Genomic DNA, 15,723 nt, shown 5'->3' on the forward strand with positions numbered 1-15,723 from the left:
CAAGCACCGAATCGCGACTTTTGTCGAATGTTTTTTTCTACAACACTACTTTACTATTGTATTTCTATTTCCGTTACGAGACAAATAAAATTAATATGTAAGATTTAACAAAATCGCCACATGCTTATGACGAATATAACAAATAAAAGTTGCGATTGCGAAAATTGTCGACGAATTTTTAAATCCGTAATAATTGTTATCGTAATGTAATAATTCCTAATTATAAAATAACTACAAAATAAAAAGACAAACGCTTTAATACGTTTGTCCAGTTATCTAGAATTCCCTAGAAATATCCCTTTTCCTTCATACTTATAAACTGATGATCACCAATAATGACGTGGTCGAGCAAATCGACTCCGACTATCTTGCCTGCTTCATAAAGCCTTGTTGTGACATCGATATCTTCAGGACTAGGTGTCGGGATGCCGCTTGGATGGTTGTGGGAGCAAATGATAGAAGCAGCGGAACGTTTTACTGCTTCGCGGAAAATTTCCCGTGGATGGACGATGCTGGCATTCAAGCTCCCAACAAAGATGGTTTGTTTATGGAGCACCTGATTTTTTACGTTGAGGAAAAGACAGACAAAATGTTCCTGCTGTAATGACGTCATATCCTGCATTAAAAAGGTCGCTGCATCTTCCGGAGAGCGGATTGTAAAGCGTTCTTCCAAATCTTTCGATGCGAGTCTTCTTCCCAGTTCGATCGCAGCAAGCAGCAAAACTGCTTTTGCTTCCCCTATTCCTTTAATCTCGGTCATTTCTTCGAGTGTTGCATGCTTTAAATTATGCAATTTTTCGAAGTTGATCAATACCCGATTGGCTACTGTCAATACAGATTCTCTTTTTGTGCCGGTGCCGAGCAATATGGCAATGAGCTCCTGATTGGACAGGCTTCTCGCGCCTTGGCGGATGAGGCGTTCACGCGGGCGGTCTGCTTCATGTACGTCATGGATTTTCATATTCAATAACGGTTGTTGGACCGTCATTTACATCACTCCTAAAATGGTAGTTTTAGTAGTTGTAATGTAAGCATTTTTTGAACTAATGTAGCAATCGGTAAACCGACAACATTATTATAGTCTCCTTCAATACGGTCAACGAGCATGGCGCCACTCGTCTGTATTCCGTATCCGCCGGCTTTGTCGAAAGGATCTCCTGTCTGAACATATGCCATGATCATTTGCGGAGAAACATCTTTAAATAGCACTGAGGTTGCTTCAACAAATGTATGCTCTGTTCCGTCTGCCAAAATAAGAGCTACAGCTGTCATCACTTCATGTCGATTTCCTGCAAGCTTCGTTAAATGTTCTACGGCTTCTTCCTCCGAAACAGGCTTATGCAGTATTTGGTCATTAAACACAACAATAGTATCCGCTCCGATAATACAATGATTCGGCCATTTCTTTGCCACATCACGCGCTTTCAATAATGCCACTTCTGTCACATATTTATGAACCGTATCGCCAGTGACACTTGTTTCGACAACATCGCTTGTCACAATTTCAAACGGGACATTCAGCATTTGGAGCAATTCCTTTCTCCTTGGTGAAGCAGAAGCTAATATGAGTTGTTCATTTGTAGTAAAATTCATTTCCAATCCTCCTACACACTATAGTAACTGAGAAACGGAAATTTGAACAACAGCTAACTCTATTTGCCGGTATAGGAAAAATACGATTTCTTTATGTTTTCATCGATTAAAATGTTACTTTTAAGCAATCAAGACTCTCAAAATAATTTATAAACATATGCAGTCGAACAACATTCGGATTCGTGGAAAGCTTTGAAACTTCTGTCATAAGCTTTGTCCAGTCTTCTGGTACCTGTTGTTTGTCTATTGCTTCAGTTCCCTCAGCCGAGAACAGTTTCGAATCTTTCAATGTGACCGGCAGCTGTAGTTCTGCAGGATTAGGACAGCTGCTCGCAATCGTAATTTTTTTATAAAAACCGGTCGGTACAATCGTTAATGCGGTTTCCACTTTTTCTGTATCCAGTCGGGACCAGACAAAATACTGATCGTCCACTTTAACAACGGCCGCTTTATTTAACGTAGGATAAGTTCCCAAAAATTGTGCTGCACTATCAAAATTTGAAAAAACACCATGCTGCAATGCAAAATACTGTTCCTGTACTTGCTGCTCCTCAGGTGTTTGAACAGTCGGGATTGTTTCTGCAGCTTCTTCGGTTGTCGTAGGTAGTTGTAGAATAAAAACAAATAGTATGACGCCAGCAAGCCCTGTAATACTTCCAATGAACATTGCTTGAAATATGGCATTATTCTTTAAAGCTTTCATCGTTGCCACAGCTCCATCTCTTTTTCATACAACAATAGCAAAATAGCGATAAAAAAAGAGGAGACTGCTGTCGCCTCCCACTAAAAAGTTTTCGCTATTATTCTTCTTTATTTGCAGCCCGCTACCGCAATTCATACTTTTCAAATTGCCGCAAACCGCAATATGCATGCTCTATCACTGGATTGGTGCCTGGTCAGCATCATTGCATATTTCGTCGAATTTCACTCAGTAAATAGAGTGAACCAGTAACAATTCGAACAGTACCACCTATTACCGGGCGTTGTATAAATGCGTTTACATCTTCTATTATTTGTTTTTCCTTCGACTGACTAAGTTCATAAAGAGTTATTGCCTGCATGGCACGTTCATTATGGATATTGGCGAAATAAAAAGCGCCACCGACTTCTTCCAATAACCGCAAAATTGTTTTGACATCTTTGTCCGCCAGTAAACCGATGACAAATTCGATTCGCTTGTTCGGAAAATGTTCTTTTACTGTATCCACCAATGACTGAATACTTGCAGGATTATGCGCTCCGTCAAAATAAAGATTCGGCCGGATTTGTTCAAAGCGCCCGGCAAGTATTGCATTATTCACACCCTTAAGGATCTTTTGAACATCTAGCGGCAATTCGAAATTCTTTAAAACTTCCAGAAATGCAGTAATGGCCAATGCCATATTGTGTCCTTGATGTTTTCCTAGTAGCTGACGCTTTAAATCGGAAATGTTGAGTTGCAGTAATGGATACTCATACGCTTCGGTTCCTTCATTTTTCGAAACGAAGAAGTCGGTGCCAAACTTGAATAATGGCACATTTTTCTGAACAGCTTCCTTTTCGAAAACTTCGGTAACCTCTTCTGTCATTTCCCCAATTACCGCCGGACGGTTTTCTTTCAATATGCCGGCTTTATGATACGCGATACTCATTAATGTATTGCCTAAAAAATTCGTATGTTCCAAAGCGATACTCGGTACAACCGAGACGATCGGTGTCACTACATTTGTACTGTCTTCTCTGCCGCCCATCCCTGCTTCAATTAACACTAAGTCCGGTTTTTGTTCGGCAAAATATAAAAGCGCCACCGCCGTCAATAGTTCAAAGTCCGTCAATTTCCCGCTAAGTCCTGCTTTCGCCAACTGCTGAAACATCCGGTCCATCTGCTCATTAGTGATTGATCTGCCATTAATTTGTATTTGATCATGAACATCTACAATACATGGTGACATAAACTTCCCGACTGATAACCCGTATTCACGTGCCATTCCTTCAATAAATGCCAATGTTGAGCCTTTTCCGTTCGTTCCAGCTAAATGGACTACATTCAGCTGTTTTTCAGGCTGTCCAAGCAGGCGAAGTGCGGATTCAATTGCGTCCAAACCCGGCTTAATCGCTCGTTCACTTTCCACTTGCCAGCGCTCTTTGTATACATCCAGTAACGGAATCATGAAATCCACCCTCTTTCTGCAAACAGACTGCGCACTTCAGCAATAAAGTATAAAGAGCCGGTAATAACGAGCAGCTCATCTTCAGCCAAATGATTCATTTCTTTTTCAATTAGCTCCTGCCAGTTTGAATGCATAAACTTTTTTGAATGTGTGCTTTGTTCATATAGTTGCTTCGCTGTTGCTGCGCGCGGCAAGCTAATTTGTGTGAAGTGCATTTCAGATGCGACATCATCCATTAATTTTATACTTACACCATGGTCCTTATCCTGTAATGCAGCATACACAAACTTCACTTTATGCTGTGGTGCAGTTTCCTTTAATGTATGAATGAGGGCTGTCGTCCCTTCCGAATTATGAGCACCGTCCAAAATAATATTGTGGCGCACTCTTTCAAAACGCCCTTCCCACTTCGCATGCTGCAAGGCCAATTTTACTTTTTGCGCATTAAAGGATTCAAGATATAAATGTGCTGCCGTAATGGCAAGCGCGGCATTGGCCATTTGATGCTCCCCTGCCATCGCTAGTTCAATTTTATCGATCATAATACTCCCTCGGTAGTCAAAATAAGAACCTTTTTGATTCTCCACATAAAAGTGTTCGCCCAACGTATAGATCGGAGCATGTAGCTGTGCTGCCGTTTGCTGAATTACCGCGAGCGCTTCCGCATTTTTCACTCCAACAACGACCGGCTTACCTTGCTTAATAATTCCTGCTTTTTCTGCAGCGATTTCTGCATATGTCTCACCGAGCATATCTGTATGCTCAAGCGAAATTGTTGTAATAACACATACTTCCGGTGTCACAACGTTTGTCGAGTCCAATCGCCCTCCAATACCGGTTTCAAGCAATGCGATATCCAATGACTGCTCCGAGAAGTATTTTAGGGCAAGCAATGTCATGAACTCAAAAAAGCTTGGGAATTTCCCGCCCAATTTATTTTCAATAACATCCGCAATTTCATTTGCAATTCGCAAAAAGTCCTCATCGGAAATTTGCTGCTTATTGATTGTCACCCGTTCATTTGCACGTTCAAGATGCGGAGATATGAAGGCGCCGACCGTTAAGCCGTGCCGGGTAAAAATCTCACGTGCCGCATTTAAGGTTGACCCTTTTCCATTGGAACCGGCAAAATGGATAAATTTCGTTTTCTGTTCCGGGTTGCCAAGCGCATCCAGGATGATCTTCGCTGACTGCAATGGTTCACCTTTATATTGGCTTGCTTTTAATTTAAAAATAAAATCTGTGCATTGCTCCATTGTTTGAAACATTATGTTCTCTCTCCAATACGGCTAATATGTAATATGTTTTATTATAGCTGAATTAAAAGAAAGAGGCACCGTTATACGGCACCTCTCTTTGGCATTACATATTTTTCAGTTCTGCAATGCGTTTTTCAACTGTTGCGTATTTTGCTTCATAGTCGGCAAGTTTTTCGCGCTCTGTTGCTACTAATGCTTCCGGTGCTTTTGAAACGAATCGTTCATTCGATAGCTTTCCGGATACTAATTTTACTTCTTTTGTCCATTTGTCGAGCTCTTTTTCAAGACGTGCGATTTCTTCTTCAATATTGATTAAGCCTGCAAGTGGCATGAAGATTTCTGCTCCTGAAACAACTGCTGACATTGCTTGTGCTGGTGCTTCAAGATTTGCCCCGATTGTTAAGCCATCCGGGTTACAGAATTTTTCAATATAGCCTTTGTTCACTTCAAGCACTGCCGATGTTTGTTCATCTTTTGCTGAAATCGTCATCGGTACTTTTTTGCTCATTGGTGTATTCACTTCTGCACGAATATTACGTACAGCACGGATAATATCCATTAACAGCTGCATATCGCCTGCTTCTGCAGTGAAGTTGAATGCCGGATTTACAGTAGGCCATGCAGCAACTGTAATTGACTCCCCTTCATGCGGCAAGTGCTGCCAAATTTCTTCTGTTACGAAAGGCATGAATGGGTGCAGTAAACGCATCGTGTTGTCTAAAACATGAGCAAGTACTGAACGAGTCGTTAATTTAGCTGCTTCGTCTTCACCGTATAACGGCAATTTCGCCATTTCGATATACCATGAACAGAAGTCATCCCAAATGAAGTTATAAAGTTCACGGCCTACTTCACCGAACTCGTATTTATCAGATAATGTTGTAACACGGTCAATCGTTTCATTCAAGCGTGATAGAATCCATTTATCCGCTGTTGAAAGGTTACCTGTTAAATCAATTTGCTCAAATGTCAGGCCTTCCATGTTCATCAATGCAAAACGAGAAGCATTCCAGATTTTATTTACGAAGTTCCATGTAGATTCTACTTTTTCTGTAGAGTAACGTAGATCCTGACCTGGAGATGAACCTGTTGCAAGGAAATAACGCAATGAATCCGCACCGTATTGGTCGATTACATCCATTGGGTCAACCCCGTTACCAAGTGATTTGGACATTTTTCGTCCTTCAGCATCACGAACTAAACCATGAATTAAAACGTCTTTAAATGGACGCTCGCCTGTAAACTCTTTCCCTTGGAAGATCATACGGCTTACCCAGAAGAAGATAATGTCATAGCCCGTTACTAACGTATTTGTCGGGTAGTAGCGCTTGAACATTTCAGATTCTTCATTTGGCCAATCCATTGTAGAAAACGGCCATAACGCAGATGAGAACCATGTATCAAGAACATCTTCGTCCTGTGTCCAATTCTCAGCATCTTCAGGTGCTTCTTTTCCTACATAAAGCTCGCCTGTTTCTTTGTTGTACCAAGCTGGAATTTGATGTCCCCACCATAATTGACGAGAAATACACCAGTCATGAATATTTTCCATCCAGCGGTTATATGTGTTTTCAAAACGATTTGGTACGAAGTTAACTTTTTCGTTTTCTTCAGCCTGCATTTTTAATGCTTCTTCAGCAAGTGGAGCCATTTTTACGAACCACTGCTTAGAAAGATACGGTTCTACAACAGCATTCGTACGCTCTGAGTGTCCAACTTGGTGTACATGTGGCTCGATTTCGATTAATACGCCCGCTTCTTGTAGATCTGCAACGATTTGCTTACGGCATTCGAAACGATCCATCCCCGCATATTTACCAGCTAAGTCATTCATAGTACCATCTTCGTTCATAACTAAAATACGTTCCAGGTTATGACGGTTCCCAACTTCAAAGTCGTTCGGGTCATGTGCTGGTGTCATTTTTACAACACCTGTACCGAATTCCATATCTACATAGTCATCTGCAACGATTGGAATTTCGCGACCTACGATAGGTAAAATAACTGTTTTTCCTACTAAGTGTGCATAGCGCTCGTCTTCCGGGTGTACAGCTACACCAGAGTCACCTAACATTGTCTCAGGGCGAGTAGTTGCAACACGTAATTTACCTGAACCATCAGCAAGCGGGTACTCCATATGGTAGAATGCGCCTTCTACTTCTTTGTGGATTACTTCGATGTCTGAAAGGGCAGTTTTAGCTGCTGGGTCCCAGTTAATAATACGCTCACCACGGTAGATATAGCCTTTTTCGTATAATTTAACGAATACTTCTTTTACTGCATCCGATAAACCTTCATCAAGTGTAAAACGTTCTTTAGAATAGTCTAAGCCTAAACCTAATTTCGACCATTGTGCACGGATGTGAGAAGCATATTCTTCTTTCCATTCCCATGTTTTTTCAAGGAACTTTTCACGGCCAAGATCGTAGCGGGAAATACCTTCACCGCGCAATTTTTCTTCTACTTTCGCCTGTGTTGCAATACCCGCATGGTCCATACCTGGCAACCATAGTGCATCATATCCTTGCATGCGTTTCATACGAATTAAAATATCTTGCAATGTTGTATCCCAAGCGTGGCCAAGGTGCAGCTTACCTGTTACGTTTGGCGGTGGGATAACGATAGAATATGGCTCCTTATCGCTTGTTGGATCTGCTTCGAAAAATTTCCCTTTTAACCACCATTCATAGCGGCCGGCTTCAGTTTGCTGCGGATCATATTTTGTTGGCATTGTAATTTCCGTCATGATGAATCTCTCCTTTGTCACCTTATTATTAGACATAAAAAAACTCCCTTCGTCTTAAAAAAGGACGAGGGAGTTAATTCGCGGTACCACCTTTATTTCCGATCGGGTCTAGTCAAGTGTTCGCATTTACAATCTGACAAACGCTTTCTTTAATAAAAGAAAAACGCAAGCAGTCAATATGCAGCATTGCAATGCCCAATCGGCACTTCATTCGATAACGGTGTTTAACCGGATCCTAGCTACTGTTAGTTCACTAAGTCAGCTCCTAGGCTACCTTCTGCATGGTTGATGGAGAAACTTTTCAGCTACCGTTTCCTCTCTTGCCATCGATCTCATACGTACTCTTCCTAATCTTCGCTTCAATTATATAGTTGCACTTTATTTTAAGCTGTTTTTAATGAAATATCAAGCACGAATGGGGAATATACTTTAACACGTTAATTGCGCTCTTCACATATACTATGCAAAAGGAGTCTGGACATTGCGAAAAAACTACAATCCTTATTTATTGCCTCCATGGCTGCGAAAATTCCGTTTCTTTATGCGCCATTGTATTTTGCCGATTACGATTTTTCAGGCGATCCGAACGGTGTTACTTCCGACAACGGGTGATATATTGTTGCTGGCCATTCTAATTTTATTTACTTACTTATTGCTCACAGATTTCATTTAAAATCTGCAACAAAAAAATGTTCCGTAAGCTTCAATTCTTACGGAACATTTATTTATTTTTTCAATTGTATTTGCACGCGACTATATGCATCGGCCAACTGTTCCAGGAAATCAAGCTCATGGGGAACGGTTTGGGCCATCTGCGTTGATTCTACCTCTTTTTCCGCTTGAAGTCGGGGTTGTACTTCTTCTACAGGCTGTTCAACAACGATTTCTTCAACTGGTGCCGGCTCCTCTACTTCAGCAATTGCTTGTACTTTCTTTTCCACATCACAATGGACTGCCCAGCTGCATGAGCAATAGCCATTATTCGGTTCCAATTTAATATCATTAATGCGAAGTGAAACAGCTTCAATATCATCGTTCGGAAAGTCTACTGAAAAAGGCAGGGCATATTCGAAATAACCATGATCTTTTTCAATATCCATATGCTCGATATAGATACCTTCCTCAATTTCATCCTCGCGTGCTACATGATCAAATTGAATATTTCCTTTTACTACATAAATTCCTCTTACTACGACGGAATCTTCGCTAATCTCTTCATGCCATTTCGGTTCTACTACTATTTTAGAATTCTCTTGAACATTTCCTAATTGCTTTGGAAATGTAAATGTCTCTTTCATTTCCCACTGTTGCATAAAAAATCCCCTCCCTACGCTTACATTATGCATAGAAAGGGAATTTATGATTTATTTATGAGATTATCTCGCTAATTTTTCAAAGACATTATGGAATGCCTGAACTGTTTTTGCGATATGTTCTTCTGTATGCGCCGTTGAAATAAATAGTCCTTCAAATTGTGATGGAGGCAGGAAAATTCCTTCTTCGGCCATAAGCTTGAAGTATTCTGCAAATAGCTCTAAATCCGAACTTTTCGCTGAATCAAAATCAATAACATCTTCGTTTGTGAAGAAGAAACCAATCATTGACCCTGCACGATTCACTGTATGTGGAATATTATATTTCGTCGCTGCCGCACGGAACCCTTCTTCCAACTGGTCCCCTAGTTTGCGGAAATATTCATATGAGTCTTTGTTCAGGCGGCTTAATGTTTCATAGCCGGCTGTCATTGCAAGCGGATTACCTGATAATGTACCTGCTTGGTAAATCGGACCTGCCGGAGCGATTTTCTCCATAATTTCGCGCTTTCCGCCAAATGCACCAACCGGTAAACCTCCGCCGATTACTTTACCTAAACAAGTAAGGTCAGGTTTAATTCCGTAATATTCCTGGGCACAGCCATAGTCTACACGGAAGCCTGTCATAACTTCATCGAAAATTAAAACCGTTCCATTTTCTTCTGTCAGTTTTCGCAGCCCTTCAAGGAAACCTGGTTGTGGCGGAACAACACCCATATTGCCGGCAACCGGTTCTAAAATAACTGCAGCTAAATCCGCACCGAATTTTTCGAATACTAATTTTGCTGATTCCAAATCATTATAAGCAACCGTTAATGTATTTTTGGCAATATCAGCCGGAACACCCGGTGAGTCAGGTAAACCAAGTGTCGCTACACCCGAACCTGCTTTAATCAGCAGTGAATCCCCATGACCGTGATATGAACCTTCAAACTTCAAAATTTTGTCGCGTCCAGTGAATCCACGCGCTAAGCGAAGTGCAGACATCGTTGCTTCTGTGCCTGATGATACAAAACGAATCATTTCCACTGAAGGCAAACGGTCCATTACAAGCTTCGCCAATTTGTTTTCTGAAACAGTAGGTGCACCAAATGATGCGCCTTTAGCTGCCTGATCCTGAATAGCCGAAACAACTTCCGGGTGTGCATGTCCTAAAATTAACGGACCCCATGATAAAACATAGTCAATATATTCATTGCCATCAATATCTTTAATTACTGCACCTTTGCCCGAATCCATAAAAATCGGATCCAAGTTTACTGATTTAAATGCACGTACAGGAGAGTTTACTCCGCCTGGCATTAAATCAACCGCTTCTGTAAATGCTGCTTTTGACTTTTCATAACTACGCATATTATTTTTCCTCCAACCAACGACAGACGTCTTTTGCATGATAAGTAATGATTAAATCGGAACCTGCACGCTTCATACCTAATAATGTTTCCAGCACAACCGCTTTTTCATCGATCCAGCCATTTTGAGCAGCTGCTTTTACCATTGAATATTCGCCTGATACATTATACGCTACAACAGGTAATGGGAAGCTGTTTTTCACATCACGGATAATATCCATATAGGCTAATGCCGGTTTCACGATTAGGAAATCTGCACCCTCTTCAACGTCCGAAGTTGCTTCGCGAATCGCTTCCATTCTATTGGAAGGATCCATTTGATATGTTTTGCGGTCACCGAACTGTGGTGCTCCTTCTGCAGCTTCACGGAATGGTCCGTAATAGCTTGAAGCGTATTTCACCGCATAAGACATAATCGGAATATGCTGGAAGCCTGCTGAATCCAATCCTGCGCGAATCGCCGTTACAAACCCGTCCATCATGTTCGATGGTGCAATAATATCAGCGCCGGCTTTTGCTTGAGAAATGGCTGTACGCGCCAATACATCAAGTGATGGATCATTTAACACTTGATCGCCTTCAATGACACCACAATGACCGTGGTCCGTGAATTCACATAAGCAAGTATCTGCTACGACTAGTAGTTCTGGATGACGCTCTTTAATTAAACGTGTTGCTTCCTGCACGATGCCGTGATCATGGAAAGCACCTGTACCTACTGCATCCTTTTCTTTAGGAATTCCGAAAAGTAATACCGCACGAATGCCTAAGTCTACAATTTCATCCACTTCAGCTGCCAAGTTATCTAAAGATAATTGGAACACGCCCGGCATTGAACTTACAGGGTTTTTAACATTTTCTCCTTCAATAATAAACAACGGATAAATAAGGTCTTCTTTTTGTAGGTATGTTTCTTTTACGAGTGCACGCATCGCTGCATTTTGACGTAAGCGACGGTGACGTTGGAAATATAGTTCTGTCATTTTGTCTGTTCCTCCAGGATGAGCTGTTCAATTACAGCTTGCATCGTATAGATTTTCGGTTGCACCATTGGCTGAACCCCGTATTTTTCAAGGGCTGCTGTTGTTACATGACCAATCGATGCAAATTTCACATTTTGCCAATCTACATGCGGCACAATATGCTCAGCATAAATATCTACCGCAGAAGGACTGGCGAATATTACAATCGGATGTTTTTCTGTCAGCAGGCATTGTTTTAACTGCGAAAAATATTTTCTGCACGGACGTGTTTCATAAACGGTCCATTCATCCGCTCCAGTACCTTCATGAATCGTCTTTTTCGCCATCGATCCGCGTACAAATAATGCACGTTCACCTGGCTCCATTGAAAATTCTTTCACAAATACATCAGCACTGTAGACAGTTGGCATAAAATGAATTTCATAGCCGTGCTCCTGCAATAAAGCAGCTGTCTTTTCACCGACAGCTGCAATTTTCAGAGTGCCCGGGATCGTCTGTTCATGCCGTATACATTTATCGATAAAGCTTTTTACGGCATTTTGGCTCGTAAAAATAAGCCACTGATATGCAGGTAATTCACGAAAATAGTATTCATCTTCCTTAGAAACCTTTTCTACTGTTTCGATTAATGGATAATTATAAACTTTCCCGTCATGTTGCTCAATCAATTGCTCTACAGACCTTACAACCGCCGAGCCTGTAATAATTAATGTTTTTCCTAAGAGTGCATTACTCGGCATCTAACTCAGCCTTTACTTTTTGAATTAAGTCAAAGGCACCTTGCTCCGTTAATTTTGCGGCAACTGCTTTACCAACTGAATCCGCGTCAGTCCCTGTTAATGTTTCCTTATATGTTACAGAAGCATCCGGTGCTGCCACTAAACCTGTCAAAGTAATTGTATCACCATCTACTGTTGCATAGCCGGCAATCGGCACTTGGCAGCCACCATCCATCGCAGCTAAAAATGAACGCTCGGCATGTGCTGTAGCCCATGTTGTAGCATCTGTTAATTTTGCCAGTTGCTCAAGCAGCTCCGCATCATCCGCGCGGCATTCAATTCCTAATGAACCTTGCGCAACAGCTGGAAGGCAAATATCTGTATCTAAGTATTCCGTTACGACATCATCGCTCCAGCCAAGTCGTTTTAGTCCTGCTGCCGCTAGAATAATCGCATCGAAATCTTCTGTTTCCAGTTTTTTCAGACGTGTATCGACATTTCCTCGAATCCACTTAATTTCAAGATCCGGACGTGCTTGTAATAACTGTGCGCTACGACGTAAAGAACTCGTACCAACGATTGCACCTTTTGGCAGGTCGGCAAATTTCACATGACCATTTGAAATGAAAGCATCACGCGCATCTTCGCGTGGAGGAATACAGCCAATGATTAGCCCTTCAGGCAATACGGCAGGCATATCTTTCATCGAATGCACAGCAAAATCTATTTCTTTATCATATAGAGCTTGTTCGATTTCTTTAACGAATAGACCTTTACCACCAACTTTAGAAAGCTGTACATCTAAAATGCGGTCGCCTTTTGTTACAATTTCCTTGATTTCAAAATCAAATGGTACGCCAGCTTCTTTCAACTCATTAATAAACCAGTTAGTTTGTGTTAATGCTAATTTACTTTTTCTAGATCCTACAATAATTTTTCTCACGTTACTCCGACCTTTCTATTCTGCTAGACCCACAGATGGAAATTTGATAATTTGCTGCCGAGGAAGAAATTAATGACAACGAGTAAAAATAAATAAATATGCACCTGTGCATATACCATGCCGATTAATTTCCCTTTCCGATGCAGCAAAAAAATAATTAAGTAAACAATCGATACGATAAACGAGCCTAAAATTTTCACATCGAAAACGGAAACATTCTCTAATGTTAAAAATGCCCATTCTAACCCTAAAATTAAACTTATTAATAGCAATGGAATACCAATAATGGTAGATAAATTAATCCACTTAACCATTTGCTGTAAACTTGGCAATCGTGACCATAAATTCGTAAACTTTTTTTGCTTTAATATGCGATATAAAATTAAATACAGCAGCGAGAAGACAAACGCAACCGAAAAAGCGGCGTATGACACAATCGCAAAACTAATATGGATTAACAGCATTTCCGAAACTAATGAATCACCGACAATCTGATCATTAGTTTCCGGTGCAAATAAATGAATTGTCATAAATACAAAGCTCAATACGTTAATAAAAAACACCGGTAAATCAACCCGTACAATACAATGAAGGATAATTGAAAGTGTCGTTAAGAGCCATGCATAAAAGAATACCCCTTCATACAATGACAATATCGGAAATCGTTTCGTTTCAATGATAAATAAGACGATAAATAGAGTTTGCAACAACCAGACGATGGAAACAAACCAGAAGGCTACACGTCTGAATTTTATATTTTTATAAAGGTAGTCTGTAAAATAAAGTACGATACAGAGCCCATAGAGAATGATCATGAGCTCGTATAATCTTGTCATTACCATTTCTGTCATATGCACCTTCTCCTGATGGAACTTACTAAAAAAAGCGCTTTCGCTATCTATAATTTTACCATATAGATACGAAAACGCTTATGATTTATTTGAATAAAGTGCTTCAATAAGGCTCAATGTCTATTGGCTATTGTTCAATTAATAAGAGAAACCTGGTTTTAAAGTTACCTCTTTTGCTGTTTCACTGTTTTTTACTTCCGGACGTAATTGCTGTACTTCTTGCTGCACTTCGTCTTCAATACCGAAGATTTGCTGGAATAATGCAAGCTGTGCTTCCGCATTTTTCTCGTTCGCAAGTTCTTTCGCTTGTAGAATCGGCGTTTTCAATAGCTGATTAATAATCGATTTTGTATGCTTGTTTAAAATTTTGCGTTCGCGCTCTGTTAAATTTGGCATTTTGTTTTCGATACTCATCATTGTTTCTTCCTGAATAGTTGCCGCTTTTTTGCGCAAAGCAGAAATAACAGGCACGACACCAAGTGTATTAAACCAATCTTTAAATTGAATAATTTCCTCTTGAATCATCGCCGTAATTTCATTTGCCGCACGTTCACGCTCAGCCAAGTTTGCTTGTACAATTCCTTGAAGGTCATCAATATCGTAAAGGAATACATTTGGCACATCGCCGATACGTGGATCTAAATCACGCGGTACCGCAATATCGACCATAAATAACGGATCGCCCTTACGGAATTTCGCTACATCTTTCATCAAGTCCTGATCGATGACATAGTCTGTTGCTCCAGTTGAACTGATTAAAATATCCGCTTCAAGCAGCGTACATTGCAGCTCATTCATTGCTTTTGCATCTCCATCAAACTTAGATGCCAAGTTTTGAGCTTTTTCAAATGTACGGTTAATCACCGTTACTTTTCCTACACCATTTCCGTACAGGTTTTGAATTGCAAGCTCACCCATTTTACCGGCACCTAAAATGGCTACATGCTTATCTTTTAAAGAACCAAAGATTTTTTTGGCCAGTTCCACGGCAGCATAAGATACAGAAACAGCATTTTCCCCAATCGCTGTTTCACTATGGGCACGTTTTGCGAATGTTACGGCCTGTTTAAATAATTGGTTGTACACTGTACCAGTTGTACCAATTTCCTGACCTTGTAAAAAACTTTTCTTTACTTGTCCTAAAATTTGCGTTTCCCCAAGCACCATGGAATCAATACCAGCCGTTACACGGAATAGATGGTTTAATGACTCATCTTCTTCACGGATGAATAAGTGATCCTCAAACTGTTCCATAGGTATGTTAAACCAGTTCGCTAAAAATTGTTTAATATAATAGCGACCAGTGTGTAATTGATCAACAACCGCATAAATTTCAGTACGGTTACAAGTAGAGATTATTACATTTTCCAATATGCTTTTTTGCTTTTGTAGCGCTTCCATAGCATTCGGAAGATCCGATTCGATAAACGAGAGCTTTTCACGAATTTCTACTGGCGCTGTTTTATAATTCAGGCCTACTACTAATGTATGCATGAACCCCCACACCTCACACGTTCTAATTCATTAATTTTATTGTAACATAATGACAGCATGATTCTAGTTTAGTTTGTGAACATGCTTTGAAAGTATTTACTAAATTTACTTAATTAAATCCAAAAACAACTTTTAAATTGTCAGTGGATGTTTAAACCTTTGTATCTATACCCTAACTTCAGAAAAATACATCTTGTCACTAAGAGTGCAAGATGAAGTCTTTTCGGAAAAGGATGTTGAATTGTTAAATTAGAATTATTCTAATGTAAGTTTAACAAAGTTCGACATAGATTTCAATCATTCAAACCAAAAAAGAAGCT

The 15,723-nt window shown here is 40.4% G+C and carries 14 protein-coding genes and 1 other annotated feature; of the genes, 1 reads left to right on the plus strand and 13 read right to left on the minus strand.

Annotated features, from left to right (window positions below; genetic code table 11):
* Positions 1–286: 286 nt before the first annotated feature.
* From radC to B5473_RS19015, 6 genes are all read right to left on the minus strand, one after another.
* The gene (gene radC / locus B5473_RS18990; RefSeq protein WP_079528054.1) at positions 287–988 is read right to left on the minus strand and encodes a RadC family protein; all 702 of its coding nucleotides are present in this window, start codon (positions 986–988) and stop codon (positions 287–289) included.
* A gap of 11 nt (positions 989–999) precedes the next feature.
* Positions 1,000–1,593 (minus strand): Maf family protein, encoded by a 594-nt coding sequence (locus B5473_RS18995; RefSeq protein WP_079528056.1) that lies wholly within the window; start codon positions 1,591–1,593, stop codon positions 1,000–1,002.
* Positions 1,594–1,699: 106 nt separating this feature from the next.
* The gene (locus tag B5473_RS19000) at positions 1,700–2,296 is read right to left on the minus strand and encodes a translation initiation factor 2 (RefSeq protein ID WP_079528812.1); all 597 of its coding nucleotides are present in this window, start codon (positions 2,294–2,296) and stop codon (positions 1,700–1,702) included.
* Positions 2,297–2,495: 199 nt separating this feature from the next.
* Entirely contained in the window at positions 2,496–3,743 is a 1,248-nt protein-coding gene (locus B5473_RS19005; RefSeq protein ID WP_079528058.1) for a bifunctional folylpolyglutamate synthase/dihydrofolate synthase, read from the minus strand.
* Positions 3,740–5,011, minus strand: a complete 1,272-nt coding sequence (locus tag B5473_RS19010) for a bifunctional folylpolyglutamate synthase/dihydrofolate synthase (protein WP_079528060.1) — start codon at positions 5,009–5,011, stop codon at positions 3,740–3,742. Before B5473_RS19010 ends, B5473_RS19005 begins: the two co-directional genes overlap by 4 nt.
* 94 nt (positions 5,012–5,105) lie before the next feature.
* A complete protein-coding gene (locus B5473_RS19015; protein WP_079528063.1) occupies positions 5,106–7,748 on the minus strand; it encodes a valine--tRNA ligase in 2,643 nt (880 codons plus the stop codon).
* 57 nt (positions 7,749–7,805) lie between these two features.
* Positions 7,806–8,112, minus strand: a binding site (T-box leader).
* 117 nt (positions 8,113–8,229) lie between these two features.
* On the opposite strand from B5473_RS19015, the gene B5473_RS19020 reads away from it, so the two are divergent.
* Positions 8,230–8,421: a hypothetical protein gene (locus B5473_RS19020; RefSeq protein ID WP_079528065.1), complete on the plus strand. Its 192-nt coding sequence runs from the start codon at positions 8,230–8,232 to the stop codon at positions 8,419–8,421.
* A 52-nt stretch (positions 8,422–8,473) separates the two neighbouring features.
* On the opposite strand, the gene B5473_RS19025 is transcribed toward B5473_RS19020, so the two are convergent.
* The 7 genes from B5473_RS19025 to hemA form a co-directional block, all read right to left on the minus strand.
* Positions 8,474–9,061 carry an alanine racemase gene (locus B5473_RS19025; RefSeq protein WP_079528067.1) on the minus strand — a complete coding sequence of 196 codons (588 nt, stop codon included), beginning with the start codon at positions 9,059–9,061 and terminating at the stop codon, positions 8,474–8,476.
* Between the two features lie 63 nt (positions 9,062–9,124).
* The gene (hemL, locus tag B5473_RS19030) at positions 9,125–10,414 is read right to left on the minus strand and encodes a glutamate-1-semialdehyde 2,1-aminomutase (RefSeq protein WP_079528069.1); all 1,290 of its coding nucleotides are present in this window, start codon (positions 10,412–10,414) and stop codon (positions 9,125–9,127) included.
* A 1-nt stretch (position 10,415) separates the two neighbouring features.
* The gene (gene hemB, locus B5473_RS19035; protein ID WP_079528071.1) at positions 10,416–11,396 is read right to left on the minus strand and encodes a porphobilinogen synthase; all 981 of its coding nucleotides are present in this window, start codon (positions 11,394–11,396) and stop codon (positions 10,416–10,418) included.
* Positions 11,393–12,136, minus strand: a complete 744-nt coding sequence (locus B5473_RS19040) for a uroporphyrinogen-III synthase (protein WP_079528073.1) — start codon at positions 12,134–12,136, stop codon at positions 11,393–11,395. Before B5473_RS19040 ends, hemB begins: the two co-directional genes overlap by 4 nt.
* Positions 12,126–13,058 carry a hydroxymethylbilane synthase gene (gene hemC / locus B5473_RS19045; protein WP_079528075.1) on the minus strand — a complete coding sequence of 311 codons (933 nt, stop codon included), beginning with the start codon at positions 13,056–13,058 and terminating at the stop codon, positions 12,126–12,128. The genes B5473_RS19040 and hemC overlap by 11 nt, the downstream gene beginning before the upstream one ends.
* A gap of 23 nt (positions 13,059–13,081) precedes the next feature.
* Complete coding sequence (ccsA, locus tag B5473_RS19050; protein ID WP_079528077.1) at positions 13,082–13,909, minus strand: cytochrome c biogenesis protein CcsA; 828 nt, start codon at positions 13,907–13,909, stop codon at positions 13,082–13,084.
* Positions 13,910–14,047: 138 nt separating this feature from the next.
* Positions 14,048–15,403 (minus strand): glutamyl-tRNA reductase, encoded by a 1,356-nt coding sequence (hemA, locus tag B5473_RS19055; protein ID WP_079528079.1) that lies wholly within the window; start codon positions 15,401–15,403, stop codon positions 14,048–14,050.
* Positions 15,404–15,723: the final 320 nt, after the last annotated feature.

Source organism: Solibacillus isronensis, from assembly GCF_900168685.1.
GTDB classification, from domain to species: Bacteria; Bacillota; Bacilli; order Bacillales_A; family Planococcaceae; genus Solibacillus; species Solibacillus isronensis_A.

Excerpts from the sequence above, each read along its gene's own strand:
- B5473_RS19040 (WP_079528073.1), bottom strand. The coding sequence starts at position 12,136 with ATGCCGAGTAATGCACTCTTAGGAAAAACATTAATTATTACAGGCTCG.
- ccsA (WP_079528077.1), bottom strand. The coding sequence starts at position 13,909 with ATGACAGAAATGGTAATGACAAGATTATACGAGCTCATGATCATTCTC.
- hemB (WP_079528071.1), bottom strand. The coding sequence starts at position 11,396 with ATGACAGAACTATATTTCCAACGTCACCGTCGCTTACGTCAAAATGCA.
- B5473_RS18995 (WP_079528056.1), bottom strand. The coding sequence starts at position 1,593 with ATGAATTTTACTACAAATGAACAACTCATATTAGCTTCTGCTTCACCA.
- hemL (WP_079528069.1), bottom strand. The coding sequence starts at position 10,414 with ATGCGTAGTTATGAAAAGTCAAAAGCAGCATTTACAGAAGCGGTTGAT.
- B5473_RS19010 (WP_079528060.1), bottom strand. The coding sequence starts at position 5,011 with ATGTTTCAAACAATGGAGCAATGCACAGATTTTATTTTTAAATTAAAA.
- radC (WP_079528054.1), bottom strand. The coding sequence starts at position 988 with ATGACGGTCCAACAACCGTTATTGAATATGAAAATCCATGACGTACAT.
- B5473_RS19025 (WP_079528067.1), bottom strand. The coding sequence starts at position 9,061 with ATGCAACAGTGGGAAATGAAAGAGACATTTACATTTCCAAAGCAATTA.
- B5473_RS19005 (WP_079528058.1), bottom strand. The coding sequence starts at position 3,743 with ATGATTCCGTTACTGGATGTATACAAAGAGCGCTGGCAAGTGGAAAGT.
- B5473_RS19015 (WP_079528063.1), bottom strand. The coding sequence starts at position 7,748 with ATGACGGAAATTACAATGCCAACAAAATATGATCCGCAGCAAACTGAA.
- B5473_RS19000 (WP_079528812.1), bottom strand. The coding sequence starts at position 2,296 with ATGAAAGCTTTAAAGAATAATGCCATATTTCAAGCAATGTTCATTGGA.
- hemA (WP_079528079.1), bottom strand. The coding sequence starts at position 15,403 with ATGCATACATTAGTAGTAGGCCTGAATTATAAAACAGCGCCAGTAGAA.